Origin of the sequence: Burkholderia cenocepacia (assembly GCF_900446215.1) — a bacterium.
Lineage (GTDB): Bacteria > Pseudomonadota > Gammaproteobacteria > Burkholderiales > Burkholderiaceae > Burkholderia > Burkholderia cenocepacia.
This window is the reverse complement of record NZ_UAQZ01000006.1, coordinates 22303-44909: the sequence shown is the minus strand read 5'-3', so window position 1 is coordinate 44909 and position 22607 is coordinate 22303. Positions and strand designations below refer to the sequence as shown.

The 22607-nt window shown below is 67.1% G+C and carries 18 protein-coding genes; 4 read left to right on the top strand and 14 right to left on the bottom strand.

The features are described from left to right. Positions 1 to 8: 8 nt before the first annotated feature. The 13 genes from astD to hpnI all read right to left on the bottom strand — a co-directional run bounded on the left by astD (position 9) and on the right by hpnI (position 14818). Positions 9 to 1472 carry a succinylglutamate-semialdehyde dehydrogenase gene (gene astD / locus DTA15_RS13775; protein ID WP_006488740.1) on the bottom strand — a complete coding sequence of 488 codons (1464 nt, stop codon included), beginning with the start codon at positions 1470 to 1472 and terminating at the stop codon, positions 9 to 11. A gap of 7 nt (positions 1473 to 1479) precedes the next feature. Next, on the bottom strand, positions 1480 to 2511 hold the full coding sequence (gene astA, locus DTA15_RS13770) for an arginine N-succinyltransferase (protein WP_006488741.1): 1032 nt from the start codon (positions 2509 to 2511) through the stop codon (positions 1480 to 1482). After that, positions 2508 to 3575, bottom strand: coding sequence for an arginine/ornithine succinyltransferase subunit alpha (gene aruF, locus DTA15_RS13765; RefSeq protein ID WP_006488738.1), 1068 nt, complete (start codon positions 3573 to 3575; stop codon positions 2508 to 2510). The genes astA and aruF overlap by 4 nt, the downstream gene beginning before the upstream one ends. Before the next feature lie 30 nt (positions 3576 to 3605). After that, positions 3606 to 4838, bottom strand: coding sequence for an aspartate aminotransferase family protein (locus tag DTA15_RS13760; RefSeq protein WP_006488733.1), 1233 nt, complete (start codon positions 4836 to 4838; stop codon positions 3606 to 3608). A 999-nt stretch (positions 4839 to 5837) separates the two neighbouring features. Then, entirely contained in the window at positions 5838 to 6878 is a 1041-nt protein-coding gene (locus DTA15_RS13745; RefSeq protein WP_006488743.1) for a GlxA family transcriptional regulator, read from the bottom strand. Positions 6879 to 6900: 22 nt separating this feature from the next. Then, positions 6901 to 7701: an ABC transporter ATP-binding protein gene (locus DTA15_RS13740; RefSeq protein ID WP_006488736.1), complete on the bottom strand. Its 801-nt coding sequence runs from the start codon at positions 7699 to 7701 to the stop codon at positions 6901 to 6903. A 20-nt stretch (positions 7702 to 7721) separates the two neighbouring features. Next, positions 7722 to 8435 carry an ABC transporter permease gene (locus DTA15_RS13735; protein ID WP_006488739.1) on the bottom strand — a complete coding sequence of 238 codons (714 nt, stop codon included), beginning with the start codon at positions 8433 to 8435 and terminating at the stop codon, positions 7722 to 7724. Next, complete coding sequence (locus DTA15_RS13730; RefSeq protein WP_006488734.1) at positions 8432 to 9121, bottom strand: ABC transporter permease; 690 nt, start codon at positions 9119 to 9121, stop codon at positions 8432 to 8434. The genes DTA15_RS13735 and DTA15_RS13730 overlap by 4 nt, the downstream gene beginning before the upstream one ends. Before the next feature lie 367 nt (positions 9122 to 9488). Continuing rightward, positions 9489 to 10043, bottom strand: a complete 555-nt coding sequence (locus tag DTA15_RS13725; RefSeq protein ID WP_006488732.1) for a hypothetical protein — start codon at positions 10041 to 10043, stop codon at positions 9489 to 9491. A gap of 88 nt (positions 10044 to 10131) precedes the next feature. Further along, positions 10132 to 11181 (bottom strand): lysylphosphatidylglycerol synthase domain-containing protein, encoded by a 1050-nt coding sequence (locus DTA15_RS13720; protein ID WP_006488735.1) that lies wholly within the window; start codon positions 11179 to 11181, stop codon positions 10132 to 10134. Next, positions 11178 to 12062 (bottom strand): hopanoid biosynthesis-associated protein HpnK, encoded by an 885-nt coding sequence (gene hpnK / locus DTA15_RS13715; RefSeq protein ID WP_006493052.1) that lies wholly within the window; start codon positions 12060 to 12062, stop codon positions 11178 to 11180. Before hpnK ends, DTA15_RS13720 begins: the two co-directional genes overlap by 4 nt. Before the next feature lie 3 nt (positions 12063 to 12065). Then, a complete protein-coding gene (gene hpnJ / locus DTA15_RS13710; protein ID WP_006483725.1) occupies positions 12066 to 13487 on the bottom strand; it encodes a hopanoid biosynthesis associated radical SAM protein HpnJ in 1422 nt (473 codons plus the stop codon). 155 nt (positions 13488 to 13642) lie between these two features. Beyond that, positions 13643 to 14818, bottom strand: a complete 1176-nt coding sequence (gene hpnI, locus DTA15_RS13705; RefSeq protein ID WP_020979909.1) for a bacteriohopanetetrol glucosamine biosynthesis glycosyltransferase HpnI — start codon at positions 14816 to 14818, stop codon at positions 13643 to 13645. 638 nt (positions 14819 to 15456) lie between these two features. On the opposite strand from hpnI, the gene DTA15_RS13700 reads away from it, so the two are divergent. After that, positions 15457 to 16455, top strand: a complete 999-nt coding sequence (locus tag DTA15_RS13700) for an LLM class flavin-dependent oxidoreductase (RefSeq protein WP_006492947.1) — start codon at positions 15457 to 15459, stop codon at positions 16453 to 16455. Here DTA15_RS13700 and DTA15_RS13695 read toward each other — a convergent pair. Continuing rightward, positions 16364 to 17551 (bottom strand): alpha/beta fold hydrolase, encoded by a 1188-nt coding sequence (locus tag DTA15_RS13695; protein ID WP_012492438.1) that lies wholly within the window; start codon positions 17549 to 17551, stop codon positions 16364 to 16366. The two genes, DTA15_RS13700 and DTA15_RS13695, sit on opposite strands and share 92 nt — an antisense overlap. Before the next feature lie 184 nt (positions 17552 to 17735). On the opposite strand from DTA15_RS13695, the gene pdxY reads away from it, so the two are divergent. From pdxY to DTA15_RS13675, 3 genes are all read left to right on the top strand, one after another. Beyond that, the gene (gene pdxY, locus DTA15_RS13685) at positions 17736 to 18596 is read left to right on the top strand and encodes a pyridoxal kinase PdxY (RefSeq protein WP_006484315.1); all 861 of its coding nucleotides are present in this window, start codon (positions 17736 to 17738) and stop codon (positions 18594 to 18596) included. Between the two features lie 277 nt (positions 18597 to 18873). Then, positions 18874 to 21018, top strand: a complete 2145-nt coding sequence (locus tag DTA15_RS13680) for a phosphocholine-specific phospholipase C (protein WP_006484309.1) — start codon at positions 18874 to 18876, stop codon at positions 21016 to 21018. Positions 21019 to 21389: 371 nt separating this feature from the next. Then, the gene (locus DTA15_RS13675; protein WP_006484314.1) at positions 21390 to 22538 is read left to right on the top strand and encodes a branched-chain amino acid ABC transporter substrate-binding protein; all 1149 of its coding nucleotides are present in this window, start codon (positions 21390 to 21392) and stop codon (positions 22536 to 22538) included. Positions 22539 to 22607: the final 69 nt, after the last annotated feature.

Genomic DNA, 22607 nt, shown 5'->3' with positions numbered 1-22607 from the left:
TCCCTCGATCAGAAATGCAGGCCCGGCGACAGGCTCGCGGGCAAAGTCAGTTGCGTGCTTTCCACCGACGCCATCGGATACGCGCAATAGTCGGCCGCGTAGTACGCGCTCGGGCGATGGTTGCCGGAGCGGCCCGTGCCGCCGAACGGCGCGGCGGACGATGCGCCGTTAGTGGGGCGGTTCCAGTTGACGATCCCGGCGCGGATCGTGCGGCGGAAGTGCTCCCACACCTTCGGGTCGTCGGCCAGCAGGCCGGCGGACAGGCCGAACGCCGTGTCGTTCGCGCGCTCGATCGCGTCGTCGAGCGTCGTGTAGCGGACGACCTGCGCGAGCGGGCCGAAATGTTCTTCGTCGGGCAGGTTCGCGACCCCCGTCACGTCGGCGATCGCCGCGTTCACGAAGCCCAGGCGCGGATCGCGCTGCGTCATCGCGATGATCGGCTTCGCGCCCTGCTCGACGAGGCGCGACTGCGCGTCGACCAGCTTCGCGGCCGCGCGGGCCGAGATCACCGCGCCCATGAACGGCTGCGGATCGGCGTCGAACACGTCGGCCGTGATCTTCGACGTGACGTCGGCGAAACGCGCGAGGAAGCGGTCGCCGAACGCGCCCTGCGGCACGAAGATGCGGCGTGCGCACGTGCAGCGCTGGCCAGCCGACAGGAACGCCGACTGGATCGTGTGATGCACGGCCGCGTCGACGTCCTCGACCTCGCCGATCACGAGCGGGTTGTTGCCGCCCATCTCGAGCGCGAGCACGATTTCCGGACGGCCGCCGAACTGCTTGTGCAGCAGCGTGCCGGTGTCCGAACTGCCGGTGAAGAACAGCCCGTCGATCTGCCGATGATTCGCGAGCGCGATGCCGGTGTCCTTCTCGCCCTGCACGAGGTTCAGCACGCCGGGCGGCAACCCGGCTGCCTGCCACACCTCGACCGTCGCGCGCGCGACGCCCGGCGCAAGTTCGGACGGCTTGAACACGACCGTGTTGCCGGCGATCAGCGCCGGCACGATATGACCGTTCGGCAAGTGGCCGGGGAAGTTGTACGGGCCGAACACCGCGACGACGCCGTGCGGGCGGTGACGCAGCACCGCGACGCCGTCGGCCATGTCCTGGCGCTTCTCGCCGGTGCGCTCCTGATACGCCTGGATCGAGATGCCGACCTTCGCGGCCATCGATGCGACTTCGGTGCGCGCTTCCCACAGCGGCTTGCCCGTCTCGCGGCCGATCGCGGTCGCGATCGCTTCCTTGCGTTCGGTGAGCAACGCGGCGAAGCGCTTGACGATTTCGCAGCGCGCCTCGAAGTCGAGCGCCGACCAGCCGGCGAACGCGCGGCGCGCGCTCGCGACCGCACGGTCGACGTCGGCCGCCGACGCGCTGTCGCCCTGCCAGGCCACAGCGTCGGTGCCCGGGTTGCGCGAAGCGAAGACGGGGCCCGAGCCTGCGACCCAGGCGCCGTCGATGAAGAGTTCCGTCATGATTCGTTTATCCCTGTTTGACTTTGAGCGGCAGCACGCGGACCGGATCGCCGGCCTTCACGTCGAGCGCGACGGCATCGTCGGCCGACAGCACGAACGAGCCGTTCGCGACCACGCCCGGCGCGACGCCGACGCGGAAGTCGCCGAGCGACGTGTTCGACACGAGCGACTTGGGAGCATCGTCCCGCGCGTCGGGCACACCGATCGCGACCGGTACGACGACGCTCTCGCGCACCGTGCGCAGGTCGTTGACGTGGCATTCGAGCACGGGGCCCGCGTCGAAGATGTCGACGTGATTCTGGTAACGCAGCCCTTCCGCTTCGAGCATCTTGCGGGCCGGCAGCGTGTCGCGGTGGGTGAGGCCGACCGCGTCCTGCGCGTCCTGCGGCAGCAGGTCGACGTACACCGGGTAACGCGGCATCAGTTCCGCGAGGAACGACTTGCGGCCGTGCGAGCTGAGGTAATCGGCCGCGTTGAAATCGATCTGGTAGAAGTGCGAACCGACCGCGCGCCAGAACGGCGACGTGCCGTCCTCGTCGAAGTGGCCGCGCAGTTCCGCGCAGATGCGCTCCGGAAAGCGGTCGCGGAATTGCGCGATGAACATGAAGCGCGAGCGCGACAGCAAGCCGCCGACGCCGCCCGTGCGATAGCGCGGGCTCAGGAACAGCGAGCACACTTCCGCGTAGCCCGTCAGGTCGTGCGAGATGTTCAGCGCCGACATCCGCGTCCACACGCCGAGTTCCTGGCTCGCATGCACGACCGTGCTCACGCGGTAGTTGTAGAACGGCTGCTCGAGGCCGACCTGCGTTTCGATCCCGCACACGCCGGCGATGTCGCCCGTCTTCGATTCTTCCATCACGAAGAAGTAGCCGGCCTCGCCCGGTGCGGCCTTGCCCTCGAGCGTGCGGCGCGAGCGTTCGATGCGCGCGGCGAGCGCGTCGCGGTCGGGCTTGAACGTGGTCAGGCCCGGCCCGGTTTCCTGCGCGAGCGACACGAGCGCGTCGACGTCGCCCGTTTGTACGACCCGAACGACGATCATGCTGCGTCTCCCTTCAAATCTTCATCGTCGCGGCGGTGCAGCGGCACGCAGCGCACGACATCGCCTTCCTTCACATCGAGCGCCGCGCGCACGTCGCCGGCCAGCGGCGCGTCGGTGCCGCGCGCGTCGGCCGTGTCGCCCGGCAGGTCGGCCAGCACGCAGCGGAACGACTCGCCGCTGCCCGTCGACACCATGTACGCGACGTCGCCCCGCTGATGCGCGGCCTCGCGCACGACGCGCTCCGACGCCTGCTTCACGCACGCGGTGCGGTCGACCTGGGCGGTCAGCACCGGGCCCGCGTCGAAGATGTCGACGAAGCGGTCTGGCTCGAAGCCTTCCTCGAGATGGATGTCGTACGCGAGCAAGGCCGTTTCGTTCGGCTCGCCGAGCACGCGCTGCGCGGCTTCGGGCAGCAGCGGCACGTAGAGCGGATAGGCCGGCATCACTTCCGCGATGAACGTGCGGCTGCGGCCGCCCGAGGCGATGTCGACGTCGGTGAAATTACGGCCGAAGAACTTGCGGCCCACCGCTTCCCAGAACGGCGATGCGCCGTTGCCGTCGCTCACGCCGAGCAGCAGCGTGAACACTTCCGGCGTGAAGCGGCGGCGGTTCGCGGCGATGTACATCATCCGGGCGCGCGAGATCAGGTGCGCGGCCGCATCGCCGCGCAGCGACGGATCGACGTAGAAGCCCGCGAGCCGGCTCTTGCCGGTCAGCTCGTGCGACATCGTGAGCGCGTGGATCTTGCGGTTCACGTGCAGCTCGCGCGACGCGTGGATCAGCGCGTCGTTGCGGAACGCGTAGAACGGTTCCGAGTAGCCGGCCGCGGCCACGATGCTCGCCGTGCCGAGCAGCTTGCCGGTCGACGAATCCTCGAGCACGAAGAGGTAGAACTCCTCGCCGGCGAAATCGACGTCCGCGCGAAACGAATCCTCGGAGAGCGCCACACGCGCTTCGAGCGCCGCGCGGTCGTGCGGCAGCGAGTGCAGGACCGGCTGCGCGGTGCGCGCCATGTGCGCGAGCGCATCGAGATCCGTGAGTTTGCCGGGGCGAACAAATAGCATCGTCGTTCCTGTCTGCGATGGGCGCGCCGATCAGCGCGCGGTGGCTTCCTGGGCCGCGAGCACCTGCTCGACTGCCTTCTCGAAGCGCTTCACGCCTTCGTCGAGCAGGTCGAACGGAATCACCAGCGACGGGACGAAGCGCAGCACGTTCGGGCCGGCGATCAGCATGATCAGCCCGTTCTCCGCGGCGGCGGTGACGAAGTCCTTCGCGCGGCCGTCGAAGGCGGCGGTGAGTTCCGCGCCGACCAGCAGGCCCTTGCCGCGCACGTCCTTGAAGATGCCGAAGCGTGCGTTGATGCGTTCCAGCGCGCCCTTCAGGCGCACGCTGCGTTCGCGCACGCCTTCGAGCAGTGCCGGGTCGCCGATCAGTTCGACGACCTTGTCCGCGATCGCCGATGCGAGCGGGTTGCCGCCGTACGTCGTGCCGTGCACGCCGACCTTGAAGTGCGCGGCCAGTTCGTTCGTCGTCAGCATCGCGCCGATCGGGAAGCCGTTGCCGAGCGCCTTGGCGGTCGTCAGGATGTCCGGCGTGACGCCCGTGTCCATGTACGCGTAGAACTGGCCCGTGCGGCCGACGCCCGTTTGCACTTCGTCGAAGATCAGCAGTGCGTCGTTGGCATCGCACGCTTCGCGCAGCGCTTTCAGGAACGCCGGATCGGCGGGGATCACGCCGCCCTCGCCTTGCACTGGTTCGACGATCACCGCGCAGGTTTTCGGGCCGATCGCGGCCTTCGCGGCTTCGATGTCGTTGAACGGCAGGTGCTTGATGCCTTGCGGCACCGGGCCGAAGCCTTCCGAGTATTTCGGCTGGCCGCCGACGCTGACCGTGAAGAACGTGCGGCCGTGGAACGACTGGACGAACGACACGATTTCATATTTGTCGGCGCCGTGGCGGTCGAACGCGACGCGGCGTGCGAGCTTCAGTGCGGCTTCATTTGCTTCAGCGCCCGAGTTCGCGAAGAATGCGCGGTCGGCGAAGGTCAGCGATTCGAGGCGCTTCGCGAGGCGCAGCACCGGTTCGTTCGTGTAGCCGTTGCCGATGTGCCAGAGCTTGCGGCCTTGTTCGTCCAGCACCTTCAGCAGTTCCGGGTGGCCGTGGCCGAGCGACGTCACCGCGATGCCGCACGCGAAATCGATGTACTCGCGGCCGGCCGTATCCCACACGCGGGAGCCCTCTGCGCGATCCGGCACGAACGGGGCGGGGGAAAATACCGGCACCATCACTTCGTCGAATGTCTGGCGGGTCACGGTCGAGGTCGTCATGGTCGTTCCTTTCGGTTTCGTAAGAGGGTTCAACAGGATCAAGTTTAGGTAAGGGTGACGCAAGCGTCTTGCGGAATTGCGACGGGTTCTATCGGAAGGTTTTGGTTTTGCCCTTTAGGGCCGGGGGGCGGCTACGCCGTGTCGGTATTTTGGGGCTTTTTCCGGCTTTTCTGTGGTCGGCTTCCGGTCGCGTGAAGCACCTGTGATCGTGTCGGTCTATTAGCGTCGCCCCTGCGCGGGGCAGCGGTCACTTTTCTTTGTCTTGCCAAAGAAAAGTAACCAAAAGAAAGGCGCTCGATAACGCATGACTTCCCGGTGCCACGGCCATCAGAGTGGATCGCACAAAAGTGTCCGCGCCAGTCAGGACACCGGAGTGGTTCGAGCAATGGTTCTGACACCACTGCCTACCCCACGGAGCGGTATACCGCCCGCTAGCTCCGTCCTCGCTTCGCTCGGCCGACAGGTCCATCCCCACCCAATCGCTACCACCAGCCCCCTCACAGGGAACCAACTCTCGATACGCAGGAAATTCGCCACTCGCAAGAAAAATAGGGGGGCAAACAACATCGCTGTCGCGAAAACACCGCTCGTCAAACGATCGAATTACACAAATGCGAGAGCAGAAAAAGTGCCTGGCAGTCTGCGGTTTGTGCAGAACGCAATCGCATGACCTCCCCTGAAGTACCTTGCAGCCGAGCGTAGCGAGGATGGAGCTAGCGGATGGTATACCGCTCCGTGGGGCAGGCAGTGGTGTCAGAACCATTGCTCGAACCACTCCGGTGTCCTGACTGGCGCGGACACTTTTGTGCGATCCACTCTGATGGCCGTGGCACCGGGAAGTCATGCGTTATCGAGCGCCTTTCTTTTGGTTACTTTTCTTTGGCAAGACAAAGAAAAGTGACCGCTGCCCCGCGCAGGGGCGACGCTAATAGACCGACACGATCACAGGTGCTTCACGCCAACCGTGAGCACACCACCAACGAAACCCAAAACCGAACCTCAATCTTTCCCGCGCTCGACGAGCGCCCCCCCACGAGGTTCACTGCCCCCGCCCGTCTGCTTCTCGAGCCAGGCTCGCCGATCCTCCCGAGGCGTAACCCCAAACCTCTCCCGATAAGCATTAGAAAAATGCGCAGCAGAAGAAAACCCGCAAGCAAGACTAACCTGAACCACTGACTTGCTGGTCCTCTGCAACTGGGTCCTTGCCTTGAGCAACCGAAGATTGAGGTAATACTTGGAGGGCATCGCCCCGAGATACTGTCGAAAGAGCCGCTCCAACTGCCGCCGCGACACGCCGACCAACCCGGCGATCTCATCGGTAGTAAGCGGATCCTCGACATTGGCTTCCATCAAAAGCAACGCGTCATTCAACCGAGGATGCCGCTCCCCCGGAGCAGTAACAAAGGGAATCCGCTGCCGCTCCTCGCCGCTGCGCAGCGTGCCGACCCCGAGCGCATCGGCAATCCGCTCCGCGAGATCCGCCCCATGTTCCCGGCCAATCATGGCCAGCATGAAATCGACGGTCGCCTGCCCGCCGGCGCAGGTCGCCCGATCGCGATCGATCTCGAAGATCTGCTGCGTGACGATCGACCGCTCGAACTGCTCGGCGAACTGCTGATACGTCTCCCAGTTCACGCTCACGCGATACCCGGAAAGCTGCCCCGCCATCGCGAGCCACCACACGCCGTGATGAATGCCGGTCACGACCGGCGTGCGCTGCCCGACCCGCGCGAGACTCGCGAGAAACAGCCGGTAATCGGCGAACTGCTGAAACCGCTCGGACACGACGATCAACCAGTCGCACGCGATCGCGTCGTTGAACGCCGCATCGGCATGCCACTGCGCACCACCCGCGAGCGGCACCGGCCGCCCGTCCCACGAACACACCTGCCAGCGGTACAGAAGCCGCCCGTCGATCTCGTTCGCGAGATTCAGCGCATCGACGATCGGCCCCACGCCCGACATCGACACGGGCGGCAATGCAACGATCGCCACCTGCGTCGTGCGGGTGGCGCCTGCGGGACGAGACACCGGTACCACGGCTGAAACCTGCCCTGTCGCGTTACTTGAGACTGCCCGACAGGAATTGCTTGAGCCGCTCGCTCTGCGGCCGCACCAGCACTTCCTTCGGATCGCCCTCTTCCTCGGTCCGCCCCTGATGCAGGAACATCACGTGGTTCGACACGTTGCGCGCGAAACCCATCTCATGCGTGACGACGATCATCGTGCGCCCTTCCTCGGCCAGCTTCTGCATGACCTTCAGCACTTCGCCGACGAGCTCCGGATCGAGCGCGGACGTCGGTTCGTCGAACAGCATCACGTCCGGATGCATCGCGAGCGCCCGCGCGATCGCCACGCGCTGCTGCTGGCCGCCCGACAGATGCGACGGATACTGCTTCTCGACGCGCGGCGGCAGGCCGACCTTCTCCAGGTACTCGCGCGCACGCTCCTCGGCTTCCTTCTTCGAAATGCCGAGCACGTGCACGGGCGCCTCCATCACGTTCTCGAGCACGTTCATGTGCGCCCACAGGTTGAAGTGCTGGAACACCATCGCGAGCTTCGTGCGGATGCGCTGCAACTGCTTGTGATCGGCGACCTCGAGCGCACCGGCGCGGTCGGTCTTGGTACGCACGGCCTCGCCGTCGACGACGATCTGCCCCGCATTCGGCCGCTCGAGAAAATTGATGCAGCGCAGGAACGTACTCTTGCCCGAGCCGCTCGCGCCGATGATGCTGATGACGTCACCGGCCTTCGCATTCAGCGACACGCCCTTGAGCACCTCGTTGTCGCCATAGCGCTTGTGGATATCGACCGCGGCAAGCTTGACGGAAGCGGACGCGCTCGTTTGAGTGATCTCGGCCAACTGGCTCTCCTCGAAGTAATTCAATGACGGGCGGCCGCGAGATACGCGAGCCAGTGGCGCTCCGCGCGGCGAAACGCCGCGACGAGTGCGAACGATACCGCAAGATAGATCAGCGCGGCGATTCCGAACGACTGGAACGCCATGTAGGTCGCGGAATTGGCGTCGCGCGCGACCTTCAGGATGTCCGGCACGGTCGCCGTGAACGCGACGGTGGTCGCGTGCAGCATCAGGATCACCTCGTTGCTGTACAGCGGCAGCGCGCGGCGCAGCGCCGACGGCAGGATCACGCGGCGGTACATCGTGAACGGCGACATTCCGTACGCGCGCGCCGCCTCGACCTCGCCGTGCGGAATCGCGCGGATCGCCCCGGCGAAGATCTCGGTGGTGTACGCGCAGGTGTTCAGCGCGAACGCGAGGATCGCGCAGTTGAAACCGCTGCGGAAAAACGCGTCGAGCAGCGAGTGCGAGCGCACGAACTCGAGGCTGTACATGCCCGTGTACATCAGCAGCAACTGCACGTAGAGCGGCGTGCCGCGGAACACGTACGTGTAGAAGCGCACGGGCATCGACACCCACTTGTTCTTCGATACGCGCGCGACCGCGAGCGGCACCGCGCACACGAAGCCGAGCGAAATCGACGCGACGAGCAGCCACAGCGTCACCGCGAGGCCGGAGAGGCGCTGGCCGTCCCAGAAAAGGAACGCCTTGCCGAATTCCTGGAGGATCTCGATCATAGTTCTGCGTGCCGCACGCCCATGGAATAACGCTTCTCGAGCTGGATCAGCACGAGGTTGGAGACGGTCGTGATCGCAAGATAGATCAGCGCCGCGACGAGGATGAAGAAGAACATGTTGAACGTGCTCTTGCCGGCGTCCTGCGCGGCCTTCACGACGTCCGCGAGGCCGATGATCGACACCAGCGCGGTGGCCTTCACGAGCACCTGCCAGTTGTTGCCGATGCCCGGCAGCGCGAAGCGCATCATCTGCGGAAACATGATCCGCGCGAACACGCGCGCGCCGCTCATCCCGTAAGCCGCGCCGGCTTCGAGCTGGCCGCGCGGCACCGACAGGAACGCGCCGCGAAACGTCTCGGTGAAGTACGCGCCGTAGATGAAGCCGAGCGTCAGCACGCCCGCCACGAACGGATCGATGTCGATCTGGTTCCAGCCGACGAGGTCGGTGAACTGGTTCAGCCAGATCTGGATGCTGTAGAACAGCAGCAGCATCAGCACAAGATCGGGCACCGAGCGGATCAGCGTCGTATAACCGGTCGCGATCGCTCGCAGTACCCGGTTGTGCGACAGCTTCGCCACCGCGCCGATCAGCCCCAGCGCCACCGCAGTGGCGAGCGACAGCACCGACAGCTCGATGGTCTGCACGGTGCCGGCCCAGAGGACCGGACCAAAGCCGTAAAGGAACACGCGCGTCTCCAGAGTTGGAATGAATGCCGACGCGACTGCCTGTCCCGCGCCGGGTTGACGCGGATAGTCGCAAGCGAAATTGATTGCCTCAAATCACCGTACGGGCGATTGCTGCGTCGCAACAATTCATCCCACCATTTGCGCATACGACCTACGCCGCTGTTTCAAAAGGAAAAAACCCGCTCCCTGACAGTCTCATGACACGCCGGGAAGCGGGTTTTTTGCAATTTTCCGGTCGCTTTTTCGATATAGCGCCGGACGGGCCATCGGGCCGAACATGCACGTCCTGGCCCGCCACAGCCTCGGCTGGCAGACGCGCATGAACGACGCGCTGCGCGACCGGCTGAAGAAGCGCCGCGCGTGAACGTCAGCGCCCTTTCAGGATGTCGGAGCGCGACGTCGTATAAACGAGCCCGTCCGGGCCGAAATGGACGTTGAAGAACGCGTCGGTGTTGACGCCGTCCTCGAGCCAGCGCCAGCTCCAGACCGTCTCGGGCTTCAGCGGATACTGCGCGATGTCGCCGGGCTTGCCGAGCAGCCGCCGCACCTCGTCCTCGTCCATCCCCGGGCGCACTTTCGCGAAGTTCTCGGCGGTCAGCACCTGCGTCGCGCCCGTGTAGCGCCCGTTCGCATCGAGATCGACGAACCAGGTCTGGTTGCCCATCGGGCCGCGCGGATATTCGAGACGCTTCGAGCCGTCGGTGAACGTACGCTCGGTCTCGGGCTTGCCCATCGTGCCGCGCACGTCGGCCTCGGTCGATTCGCCGACCTTCAGCCCCTTCAGCAGCAGCGGCGCAGGCTTGATCGCGTTGAAGAAGTCCCTGATACGTTGCACGTCGAGATGGCCTTGGTCGTCACAACCGGTTAGCGCCAGCGCGGCGGCCAGCATCGTCACGGAAAGCAGCCGGAAACGGAAAATCATCGGAAGGGTTGCGCGTCGAGAAAACACGCGGCAAGGATACCCGCGCGACGCCAAAAGCGCGAGACGGGCCGTGTGGCCCGTCCCGGATTCAATGCGTCGTTTCGGTTTCGGTCCGGGTTTCGGTCGCCCGGTTCGCCGGCGGCGCCGTGCGCGGCCCGGCCGGCGATCCGCCCAGCCGGCGGCGCGTGCGCACCAGCTCGGCAAGCTGCCACGAGCCCAGCGCGAGGCAGCCGAACAGCACTTCGCGGCCGCGCTTGACGACCGCGAGCGACAGCGCCGTCTCGCGATCGACGCCGAACATCTGCGCGAGCAGCACGACGGTCGCTTCCTGCACGCCCAGTCCGCCCGGCACCATGAACGCCGCGTGCCGCACCGCCTGCGTCATCGCCTCGATCGCGATCGCGCCGCCGATCGACACCGGATGGCCGAGCAGCGCGAGCGCCCAGTAAATCTCGAGCGCGCCGAGCACGTAGCCGGCCAGTTGCCAGAAGAAGGCGCTGAACAGCAGGCCCGTGCGCGACATCAGCGAATCGATGTCGGCGTCGAGCCGGCGGCCGTCGACACCCTGCAGCAGCCGGTGCGAATCGCCGAGCAGGCGGCCCGCGAAACGCTCGATCGCGTGGAAGATGCCGCCGCGCCGCATCAGCACGACGCCCAACACCGGCAACGGCAGCGTCAGCAGCAGCGCGAGGCCGATCGTGCCGCCGCCCATGTTGTCGGTCGTCGCGAGCAGCAGCACGAGGCCGAGCGCCGCGAACGCATACTGCACCACGATCGTCACCAGCACCTCGACGATCACCGACGCGGTCACGCGGCTCGCGTCGGGCACCTGCCAGCGCGCGAGCCGGATGCCGACGATCTCGCCGCCGATCCCGACCACGGGCAGCAGCCGGTTCACGGCCTCGCGCACGGTCGCGATCCACCACAGGAACGGCAGCGAACTGCGCCGGTCGAGCAGCAGGTGCCATGCGTATGCATCGAGCAGCAGCGGCAGCGCGTGGAACGGCACGAGCCACAACAGCGCGTAGCCGGCGCGCGCGAGCATCTGCGACACGTCGCCGACGCCTTCGTGCAGCCCCAGCGCGAGCAGGATGCCGATGCCGACCGGCCAGCCGAGCCACTTGATCCACTTGCTCATGACGGCTGCGCTCCCGGTGCGCGCGACGCCTGCGCGCCGCGTCGCGCCGCCGGCCCGCCGAACACGTCGGCAAACCCGCCGGTCGCGACGCCCGCCGCCTTCAGCGCGGCCGCGACGCGCGGCGACAGCAGCGCCTCGAGCTCGTCGACCGGACGGTAATCGGCCATCGTCGGCGTGATCGGGCCGTCGCCGGCCTCGGCCGGATGACAGTAGATCTCGCCGACGCCCGCCGGCAGCTTCGCGAGCGCGTCGAGCAGCACGGCCTCGTCCATCGCGCCCGTATGCTCGATCCCGACCACGTAGTCGTTGTGCGCGAGCCCCGCGCGGTCGAGCCGCGCGCGCACCAGCGCGATCCACGGCTTGAGCAGCGCGGGCGCGCTCGTTTCGTACGGCAGCCGCACCGCGCGCAGCCCGTAGTCGCGGCCGATCTCGATGATCATCGACAGCACGGTCGGATGCAGGTGGAAATGCTTGTGCGCGTTCACGTGGTCGAGCGGCAGGCCGCTCGCCGCGAACGCATCGAACTGCGCACGGATCTCGCGGCGCAGTTGCGCGCGCACGTGCGGCAGGAAGAAGAAGCGACAGCCGTCCTTCGCCATCGCGTCGCCGAATCGCCCGTCGCGGCCGACGAGCGCGGGAATCTCATGCGCGGGCAGCGTGGCCGGCCCGTCCGCGAGCACCAGATGCAGGCCGACCGCGAGCGACGGCAGCCGCCGCGCGCGTTCGATCGCATCCTGCGCGGCGCTCGCGCCGACCATCAGGCTGGCGGCGTTCAGCACGCCGTCGCGGTGCGCACGCTCGACCGCCGCGTTGACGCGCGGGTGCAGCCCGAAGTCGTCCGCGGTGAAGATCAGCGCCCGCGCCGCCCGCTGCGTCGCCACCGATCAGGCCTCGTGTGCGCGCAGGAAACGGAAGAACTCGACGCCTTCGCGCAGGCGGCGCTTCATCATGTCCCAGCTCGTCAGCATCTCGCGCACGATTTCCCAGATCTTCGACGGACGGAAGTAGAACTGGCGATAGAACTGCTCGAGGTGGTGATAGATCTCGTCGCGCGACAGGTGCGCATAGCCGATCGCCGCGAGCTGCACGCCTTCCTTGCTCACCAGGTTGATGGTCTTGTTCTCTTCCATCCAGCCGTTTTCGACGGCCTGCTTGTAGAGCGTCGTGCCCGGATACGGCGCGGCGAGCGACACCTGGATCGTGTGCGGATTGATTTCCTTCGCGTACTCGATCGTCTTCTTGATGGTCTCCTGCGTCTCGCCCGGCAGGCCGAGGATGAAGGTGCCGTGGATCTTGATGCCGAGCTTCTTGCAGTCCGCGCTGAAGCGGCGCGCGAAATCGGTGCGCACGCCCTTCTTGATATTCACGAGAATCTGGTCGTCGCCCGATTCGAAGCCGACCAGCAGCAGGCGCAGGCCGTTTTCCTTCATCACCTTCAGCGTCTTGTACGGCACGTTGGCCTTCGCGTTGCACGACCACGTGATGCCGAGCTTGCCCAGGCCGATGGCGATGGCTTCGGCGCGCGGCAGGTCGTCGGTGAAGGTGTCGTCGTCGAACATCAGCTCCTTCACTTCCGGCATGTTGTCGCGGATCCACTTCGCTTCCGCGAGCACGTTCTCGACCGAGCGCGTGCGGTAGCGATGGCCGCTGACCGTCTGCGGCCACAGGCAGAACGTGCAGCGCGACTTGCAACCGCGGCCCGTGTAGATCGAGACGTACGGATAGTTCAGGTAGCCGATGAAGTAGTTGTCGATCTTCAGATCGCGCTTGTAGACGGGCGCGACGAACGGCAGTTCGTCCATGTTCTCGAGGATCGGACGCGCTTCGTTGTGCTCGATCGAGCCGTCCTTCGCGCGCCAGCTCAAGCCCTTGATCTCCGCGAACGGCTTGCCTTCGGCGAGTTCCTTGCAGGTGAAGTCGAACTCCTCGCGGCACACGAAGTCGATGGCCTCGCTCGCCGTGAGCGAGTTGTGCGGATCGACCATCACCTTCGCGCCGACCATGCCGACCAGCATCGACGGCTTCATCTTCTTGAGATCCTGCGCGAACATCGCGTCGGTCGGGAACGACGGCGTGCTCGTGTGGATGATCACGAGGTCGTAGTCGTTGGCGATCTTCAGCGTCTCCTCGACCGACAGGCCGTCGGCCGGCGCATCGACGACGCGGCTGCCCGGCACGAGCGCGGCCGGCTGCGCGAGCCAGGTCGGGTACCAGAAGGAACGGATTTCGCGCTTCGCCTGATAGCGCGAGCCGGCTCCGCCGTCGAAGCCGTCATACGAAGGGGCCTGCAAGAACAGCGTTTTCATGAATGCTCCGGTAGCCTGCATAGTTCGTTTCGTTACAACGATTCAGTCAAAAAACCGCGGGCCGCCATGCCGGCGCCCGCCTCTCTGTCATGTCGCGCCGCGCGGCTTCGCCGTGCGACGCGTCTCGGCCCGCGGGCCGGGTTCGATCGACGGCCCTAGCGGCCGTCCACTGCTTCCACGGCCGCCGCCGCGCGTTCGCCGCCGACGACCGTCATCCTCGCGCCGCGCCACACGACGTGCGTGCCGAACGCGGCCGCGAGCCACTCCAGCGCGAGCAGCGTGTCGCGCACCGCGACGAGCGGCAGGTCGCGCCAGAACGCACGCCAGCCGTCCTCGCCGCGTGCGTGCAGCACGAGCCGGCCGAATGCGCCGACCGCGGCCGCGCCGCCCGCCAGCGTGCCGGCGACACTGCCGTCGAGGCGCCATGCGAGCGCCGCGCCGATCGCAAGCCACGGCACGGTGAACGTAATGAACAGGAACGCGAAGCCGGCCGGGTTCAGCGAACGGATCGTGCGCAGCCAGCGCGTCTCGCGGTGCCACAGTGGCCCGAACGACGGTTCGATCACGTCGGTCGCGACCTCGACCTCGGACAGCACGGTGCGCCGCCCGAGGCGGCGCGGCAGCTCGGCCAGCCAGAAATCGTCTGCCAGTTCGTCCTTCAGCGCGAAGAGACCGCCGATCCGGTCCAGCGTGTCGCGCGTGAGCGCGAGCGTCGCGCCGAAGCCGAAGCGGCTCGAGCGGCCGAGGTGCGTGATCCGCACCGACGGCGCGAACCAGGCGTCGACGAACTGCGCGCCGATCCGCGTCCAGAAGCCGCCGACGCTGCGCGCATGATACAGGCACGTGACGACCCCGACCGACGCGTCCGCGAGCGGCGCCGTCACGCGCTCCAGATAGTCGGGCTTCACCGCGATGTCGCTGTCCGCGATCACGATGCGGCCGTATTTCGCACGTTCGGCGAGATTGATCAGGTTGCTGACCTTCAGGTTCTTGCCATGCACGCGCGCGTCGATCACGAGCGAGATGTCGCACGCCGGATGATCGGCGCGCAGCCGCTCGACGACCGCGATAGCCGGATCGGCCGACGATGCGACGCCGAACAGCACCTCATAGCGAGGATGGCGCTGCTCGCAGAAAGTCGCGAGGTTTTCGTACAGGTGCGGCTCCGCGCCGCACAGCGGCTTGAGCACGCTGACCGGCTCGAAGCCGCCGCGCACCGCCGTGCGTGGCGTGCGCGGCCGCGGCGCGAAGGCCGCGACGAGCGCATAGCCGGCCGCGGCCAGCGTGAAGACGATCAGGAGCCAGTCGAGCAGCGTGGCGGTGGGCGTCATGCGCAACGCCTCCCGGCGACTTCGGCGCCATGGCGAACGCTTGAGCGTGATTGAGCGTGATGCGGTATTCCGACAGCGACGAACGCGGGCACGACCCGACTCCTTGTTCCAGCAGCGTCTGTAATGGGGAAGGCACGACCCGTTGTTCGGGTGCGGCCATGCCCGGCTTCGCGTGGCGTATCCCCGCGCAGCACCCGGACGGCATGCGGGAAGACTCGAATGGCTCCATTGGCACAACATGGACAGGCGCCGGATTTTAGCAGTCCGCAGCCCCCCGCGCGCGGCGCTACGAGAAACGGACTGGTGCGATTCCGGCAAAGCTGAGCGGTCGACGAACCGGATCGGCTCGGCCACGTTCACATTAGCGTAAGCACTTTGCAGGCGTATTGCAGTCTTTAAAATCAAACGTTTCGTGCAAATTTGTATGTCGATGCGGTTTCACTTCCAATCGCCGTAAAGATTGGTAATTAATCAGCAATTAGATTGATTTTTGCAACGATCACCGCAAGCAACCCTGCACCCCTGTAAGGCGCATGGGTATCCGCGCGCGGCCAGCACGTTCCGGAACCCTTTGGCAAAATCGTTGGCGTCTGTTGCGTCAGCGCATCACCACGCCACCCCGTTTCGAAGGTCTTTCGATGACACCGTTTTCCGTACTCGATCTCGCCCCCATTCCGGCCGGCGCCGACGCCTCGCAGGCGTTCCGCAACACCGTCGATCTCGCGCAGCACGCGGAACGCTGGGGCTACCGGCGCTACTGGCTGGCCGAGCATCACAACATGCCGGGGATCGCGAGTGCGGCCACCGCCGTCGTGATCGGCCACGTCGCGGGCGCGACGCGGACGATCCGGGTCGGCTCGGGCGGCATCATGCTGCCGAACCACGCGCCGCTCGTGATCGCCGAACAGTTCGGCACGCTCGCGTCGCTGTATCCGGGGCGCATCGATCTCGGCCTGGGCCGCGCGCCCGGCACCGACCAGACCACGTCGCGCGCGCTGCGCCGCGACCTGATCGGCAGTGCGGACTCGTTTCCGGACGACGTCGCGGAGCTGCAGCGCTATTTCGCGGAGCCGGTACCCGGCCAGCGCGTGCGGGCGGTACCCGGCGCGGGGCTCGACGTCCCGGTGTGGCTGCTCGGTTCGAGCCTGTTCAGCGCGCAGCTCGCGGCGATGCTCGGGCTGCCGTTCGCGTTCGCGTCGCACTTCGCGCCGGATTATCTGATGCGGGCGCTCGAGATCTACCGCGCGCAGTACCGGCCGTCGGCCGCGTGGCCGAAGCCGCATGCGATGGTCGGCGTCAACGTGTTCGCGGCCGAGACCGACGACGAGGCGCGGCGCCTGTTCACGTCGCTGCAGCAGCAGTTCATCAACCTGCGGCGCGGCACGCCGGGCAAGCTGCCGCCGCCCGTCGACGTGCTCGAGGCGAACGAGCTCGAACTCGCGACCGTCGCGCATTCGCTGTCGTTCGCGGCGGTCGGCTCGCGCGACACGGTGCGCGACAAGCTGCGCGAGCGCATCGCGCTGACGGGCGCCGACGAGCTGATCATCACCGCGCAGATCTACGATCACGCCGCGCGGCTGCGCTCGTTCGAACTGGCCGCGCAGATCCGCGACGAGCTCGCGAACGAAGCGCGCTGACGGCACGCTCGCGCGCCGCCGGCCGCCTGTCCCGCATCACTGCGGGCACGGCCTCCAGCCCGTCGAGCAGCGCCTTGTGGAACGCGTCCGGGTCCTGGATCTGCGGCGCGTGTCCGAGCGCCAGGAATTCGACGAGTTGCGCGCCCGGAATCGCGGCCTGCGTGCGCTTCGCGAGCTCCGGATAGCGGCCGAGCTTCGCGTGCACGTCGGGCGGCGCGACGTCCTTGCCGATCGCGGTCGTGTCCTTGTCGCCGATCATCAGCAGCGTCGGCACGCGGATCGCACCGAATTCGTAGACCACCGGCTGCGTGAGGATCATGTCGTAGATCAGCGCGGAGTTCCACGCGACCGCGTCGCGGCCGGCGCCGCGATACATGCCGGCGAGCATCTGCACCCAGCGCTCGTACGACGGCGACCACTTGCCTGCGTAGTACGTACCCTGCTCGTAGCGGCGGATACCGTCGGCCGTGGTCTTCTGTTCGCGCGCGTACCAGTAGTCGACCGACAGCGGCGGCACGCCGAGCGCCTTCCAGTCCTCGAGGCCGATCGGGTTCACGAGCACGAGCTGGTCGGTCGCTTTCGGATACATCAGCGCGTAGCGGATCGCGAGCATCCCGCCCGTCGAGTGGCCCATGATCGTCGCCGACTTCACGCCGACCGATTCGAGCAGCGCGTGCGTGTTGCGCGCGAGTTGCTGGAAGCTGTACTGGTAGCGCTCGGGCTTCGACGACTTGCAGAAGCCGATCTGGTCCGGCGCGATCACGCGATAGCCGGCGCGGCTCAGCACGCCGATCGTGTCCTCCCAGGTCGCCGCGCAGAAGTTCTTGCCGTGCAGCAGCACGACGGTGCGGCCGTTCGGATGCGCGGGCTGCACGTCGAGGTACGCCATCTCGAGGGTTTCGCGCTGCGACACGAACGCGTACTCGTGCACGGGCGCCGGATACGCGAACCCTTCCAGGCGCGGGCCGTACGCGGGCCCGTCGTTGGCGGCGGGCGTCGCGGCAACGGCCGCCACGGGCAGCGCGCACGCGGCGGCGGCGCTCGCGCCGAGCACGGCGGCGCGCGCGACGGACAACATCTTGCAAATCGAAAGCATGGCGATCACGGTGATTGGAGACGCGCGCGGGCAGCCGGTTGCGGCCGGACGGTCTCGCGCCCCCGCGATTCTACGCGGTCGCGTGACGACGGCGCGCAACACTCCGAGGCCGCGCGACTTCCGCGCGTATGACGAACTCGGGTATCGTGTGACGTGACCCTGAAACGCGTGCAGGCGAATTCCCATGAAAAACGTCCTCAGCATTCAGTCGCACGTCATCTACGGCCATGCCGGCAACAGTGCGGCCGTGTTCCCGATGCAGCGTCTCGGCATCAACGTCTGGCCGCTCAATACCGTCCAGTTGTCGAATCACATGCAGTACGGCCACTGGGCCGGCAGCGCGATCGATGCCGCGAAGATGGAACAGCTCGTCGACGGCGTCGCGGCCATCGGCGCGCTCAAGCGTTGCGACGCGGTGCTTTCCGGCTTCCTCGGCTCGCCGCCGCAGGCGCGCGCGGCGGTCGAGATCGTGCGCTCGGTGAAGGCGATGAATCCGAACGCGTGGTACTTCTGCGATCCGGCGATGGGCCAGACGGGCGGCATCCGGCCCGAGCCCGGTGTCGAGGAATTCATCGTGCAGGAGATGCCCGCGCTCGCGGACGGCATGTCGCCGAACCATACCGAACTGCAGAAGCTCGCCGGCCGGCGCATCGAGACCGTCGCCGAAGCCGTCGACGCGTGCCGCGCGCTGATCCGCCGCGGCCCGCAGATCATCCTCGTCAAGCACCTGCACGACCGCAACAGTCCGGCCGACCGTTTCAACATGCTCGCCGTCACCGAAACCGAAGCGTGGATCGGCCAGCGGCCGCTGTATGCGTTTCCGCGCCATCCGGTCGGCGTCGGCGACCTGACCAGCGCGATCTTCGTCGCATGCCGGCTGCGCGGCGATTCGGTGCGCGCCGCGTTCGAACACACGCTCGCGGCCGTGCACGCGGTCGTTAAGGCCACCTACGACGCACGCCGTTACGAACTCGAACTCGTCGCCGCGCAGGACGAGATCGCCCGCCCGAGCGAATGGTTCGGCGCGTGGGTGACCGACGCCTGACGCGCCGGCACGGCGTTGCGCTGCTCCGCCGCACTGCTTTCCTGCTTTCCCGCTTTCCCGCTTTCCCGCTTTCCCCGTTACACCGCGACCGCTGGCGATGCCTATCCCGATGCCGGTTCGCTGTCCGTGCAAACGTTTCCGGACTTCACATGAATGACACCGATTCCTCGCTATGCTCGCGGCGGCACGAACCGGCGCAGCCGCATCCTGCGACCCGGCGCGCGCCCTTCCCGCAGGTCCCGCCAATCGGCTTCCCCTTTACCGCACGATAACGACCATGACCCGATCGAACCGTCGTGACTTCCTGCGCGTCGCCGCCGGCACTGCCGGCGCCGCCGCGCTGAACCTGTTTCCGCCCGTGATCCGCGATGCGCTCGCGATTCCCGCGAACCGCCGTACCGGCACGATCCGCGACATCGAACACATCGTGATCCTGATGCAGGAGAACCGCTCGTTCGACCACTACTTCGGCACGATGCGCGGTGTCCGAGGCTTCGGCGATCCGCGCCCGCTGCGCCTCGCGAACGGCAAGTCGGTGTTCCATCAGCCGGTCGGCCCGGCCGAACTGCTGCCGTTCCACCCGGGTGCCGACAAGCTCGGCCTGCAGTTCCTGCAGGACCTGCCGCACGGCTGGCAGGACATGCACGCCGCGTGGAACAAGGGCCGCTACGACCAGTGGGTGCCGAACAAGGGCACCACGACGATGGCGTACCTGAAGCGCGACGACATCCCGTTCCACTACCAGCTCGCCGATGCGTTCACGATCTGCGACGCGTACCACTGCGCGATCCCGAGCTCGACCGACCCGAACCGCTACTACATGTGGACGGGCTACGTCGGCAACGACGGCACGGGCGGCGGCCCGGTGCTCGGCAACGAGGAAAAAGGCTACGGCTGGACGACCTATCCGGAAGTGCTCGAACAGGCCGGCGTGTCGTGGAAGATCTACCAGGACGTCGGCACGGGACTCGACGCGAACGGCTCGTGGGGCTGGACGCAGAACCCGTACATCGGCAACTACGGCGACAACTCGCTGCTCTACTTCAACCAGTACCGCACCGCGCTGCCCGGCACGCCGCTGTACGACAAGGCCCGCACCGGCACCAACATCAGCGCCGGCGGCACGCTGTTCGACGTGCTGCAGCAGGACGTGAAGAACGGCACGCTGCCACAGGTGTCGTGGATCTGCGCGCCGGAAGCGTATTCCGAGCACCCGAACTGGCCCGCGAACTACGGCGCGTGGTACATCGAGCAGGTGCTGAAGGCGCTCGTGTCGAATCCCGACGTGTGGAGCAAGACCGCGCTCTTCATCACGTACGACGAAAACGACGGCTTCTTCGACCACGTGCCGCCGCCGTTCGCGCCGCAGTCGCGCGCCAACGGGCTGTCGACGGTCGCGACGACCAACGAGGTGTTCGCCGGCGACGCGTCGCACATGGCCGGCCCGTACGGGCTCGGGCCGCGCGTGCCGATGCTCGTCGTGTCGCCGTGGACCAAGGGCGGCTGGGTCTGCTCGCAGACCTTCGATCACACGTCGCTGCTGCAATTCATCGAGGCGCGGTTCGGCGCGCAGTATCCGGTCACGGCCGCCAACGTGTCGCCGTGGCGCCGCGCGGTGTGCGGCGACCTGACCGCCGCATTCGACTTCGCGACGGCCGACGCCGGCTGGCCGACGCTGCCCGACACGAGCGGCTACGCGCCGCCCGACCGCGTGCGCCATCCCGACTACATCCCGGTGCCGCCGGTGCTGCAGAAGCTGCCGAAACAGGAAGCCGGGCTGCGTCCGGCGCGCGCGCTGCCGTACGAACTGTTCGTGCACGGCCGCGTCGAAGCCGCGAACGGCCAGTTCCGGCTGACCTTCGCGAACACGGGCCGCGCGGGCGCCGCGTTCCAGGTCCAGTCGCGCAACCGCGTCGACGGCCCGTGGGCGTACACGGTCGAAGCCGGCAAACGCGTCGCCGATACCTGGAGCGCCGCCGCGTCGCTCGGCCTGTACGACCTCGACGTGTACGGCCCGAACGGCTTCTACTGCCATTTCCGCGGCCCGTTCGCGACCGGCGTCGGCAGCGCGAACGTGAACCCCGAGGTGATCTACGGCTACGACGTCGCGAACGGCAACATCACGCTGCGCCTGATGAACCGCGGCCACAAGGCCGTGCGGCTCAAGGTCACGAACGCGTACGGCCACGGTCACGCGCGCACGTTCGACCTCGCGCCGGGCGCGCACGTCGACGATTACTGGGATCTGCGCGGCAGCCACGGCTGGTACGACCTGACCGTCAGCGACGGCCGGCTGCTCGGCTTCCTGCGTCGCTTCGCCGGTCACGTCGAAACCGGCCGCCCGAGCACCAGCGACCCGCTGATCCGCACGACCGCGTCGCACGACGACGCCGAAGCCGCGTCGGACGCCCTGTCCGACTGACGTCGCCCCACACGCGGCGCGGCCCCCGGCGGGCCGCGCCGCGTCCTTGCCCCGCGCCGCTCCCCCTCCTTCCCGCCCGTGGCGTTCGCGACGGGAAACTCCCGATACCGGCCACCCGCGCACGCGCGGAAGCTATGCGCAAATCCGCATCGAATGCGCGGCAAATTTCCAAGACCCGCGCATATCGGCGACCTATATATCGAAGCAATCGGGGCTCTTCGCGGAGCCTGACGGGAGATGTTTCCGAGGATCACGATGCCGACCTCCCCGCCCGATCCCGAGAAGCGGTCGAACCGCCCGCCCGTCGCACGCGCCCGGCTCGCCCTGGCGCGCGCGGTACCTACTCGCAGGTGTCGAACAAGAGGAACAACATGAAATTCCGTCATTCCCTGCTGTCGGTGTCGATTGCATCCGCGCTTGCCCTCCTCTCGCAACAGGCCGCCCGGGCTGCCGACGCAACCGACGTGAAGGTCGGCTTCGCCGCGCCGCTCACGGGCGTGAACGCCGGCTACGGCAAGGACCTGCAAAACGGCGTCCAGCTCGCGCTCGACGATGCGGTCGCACAGAAGGTGCAGATCGCCGGCAAGCCGGCCCGCTTCAATCTCGTCGTGCAGGACGACCAGGCCGACCCGCGCATTGGCGTGCAGGCCGCGCAGGCGCTGGTCGACCAGAACGTGTCGGTCGTGGTCGGTCACTTCAACTCGGGGACGACGATCCCGGCGTCGGTGGTCTACGACAAGGCCGGCATTCCGGTGATCGACCCGGCCGCGACCAACCCGACGCTCACGTCGCGCGGGCTCGCGAACATGTTCATGGTGATCGCGACCGACGGCCAGAACGCCGGCAACGCGGGCAAGTACGCGGTCGACGTGACGAAGGCGAAGCGCATCGCGATCATCGACGACCGCACCGCGTTCGGCCAGGGCGAGGCCGACGAATTCGAGAAGGCCGTGAAGGCCGCCGGCGGCAACCTCATCGGGCGCGAGTTCACCAGCAACCAGGCGGTCGATTTCCGCGCGCAGATCACGAGCCTGAAGGCCAAGAATCCCGACCTGATCTTCTTCGGCGGCCTCGATTCGCTCGCGGCGAACTTCATCAAGCAGATGCGCCAGCTCGGGCTGAACGCGCAGTTCGTCGGCGGCGGCGGCGTGAAGGACAACGAGTTCATCAAGATCGCGGGCCCGGCCGCGGAAGGCGCGATGGCATGGGAATACGGCCGGCCGCTCGACGAGCTGCCGCAGGGGAAGGATTTCGAGGCGCGCTTCAAGAAGCGCTTCGGCGTCGACGTGCTGTCGTATGCGCAGTTCGGCTATGACGCGGCGTGGGCGGCGATCAAGGCGATGCAGGCGGCCGGCTCGACCGACCCGAAGGCCTATCGCCCGGCGCTGAAGAAGATCGATTTCGAAGGCGTGACCGGCCGCATCTCGTTCGCGAACGACGGCTCGCTGAAGAGCGGGATGTCGACGCTGTACCAGGTGAAGAACGGCGCGTGGAAGACGATCGTGACGAAGGGAGGCTGATCGGCGAGGCAGGCGGACGGCCGGCGGCGGGAGCGCCGCCTGGCCGGGAGATCGCAGCGGTCATGCCGA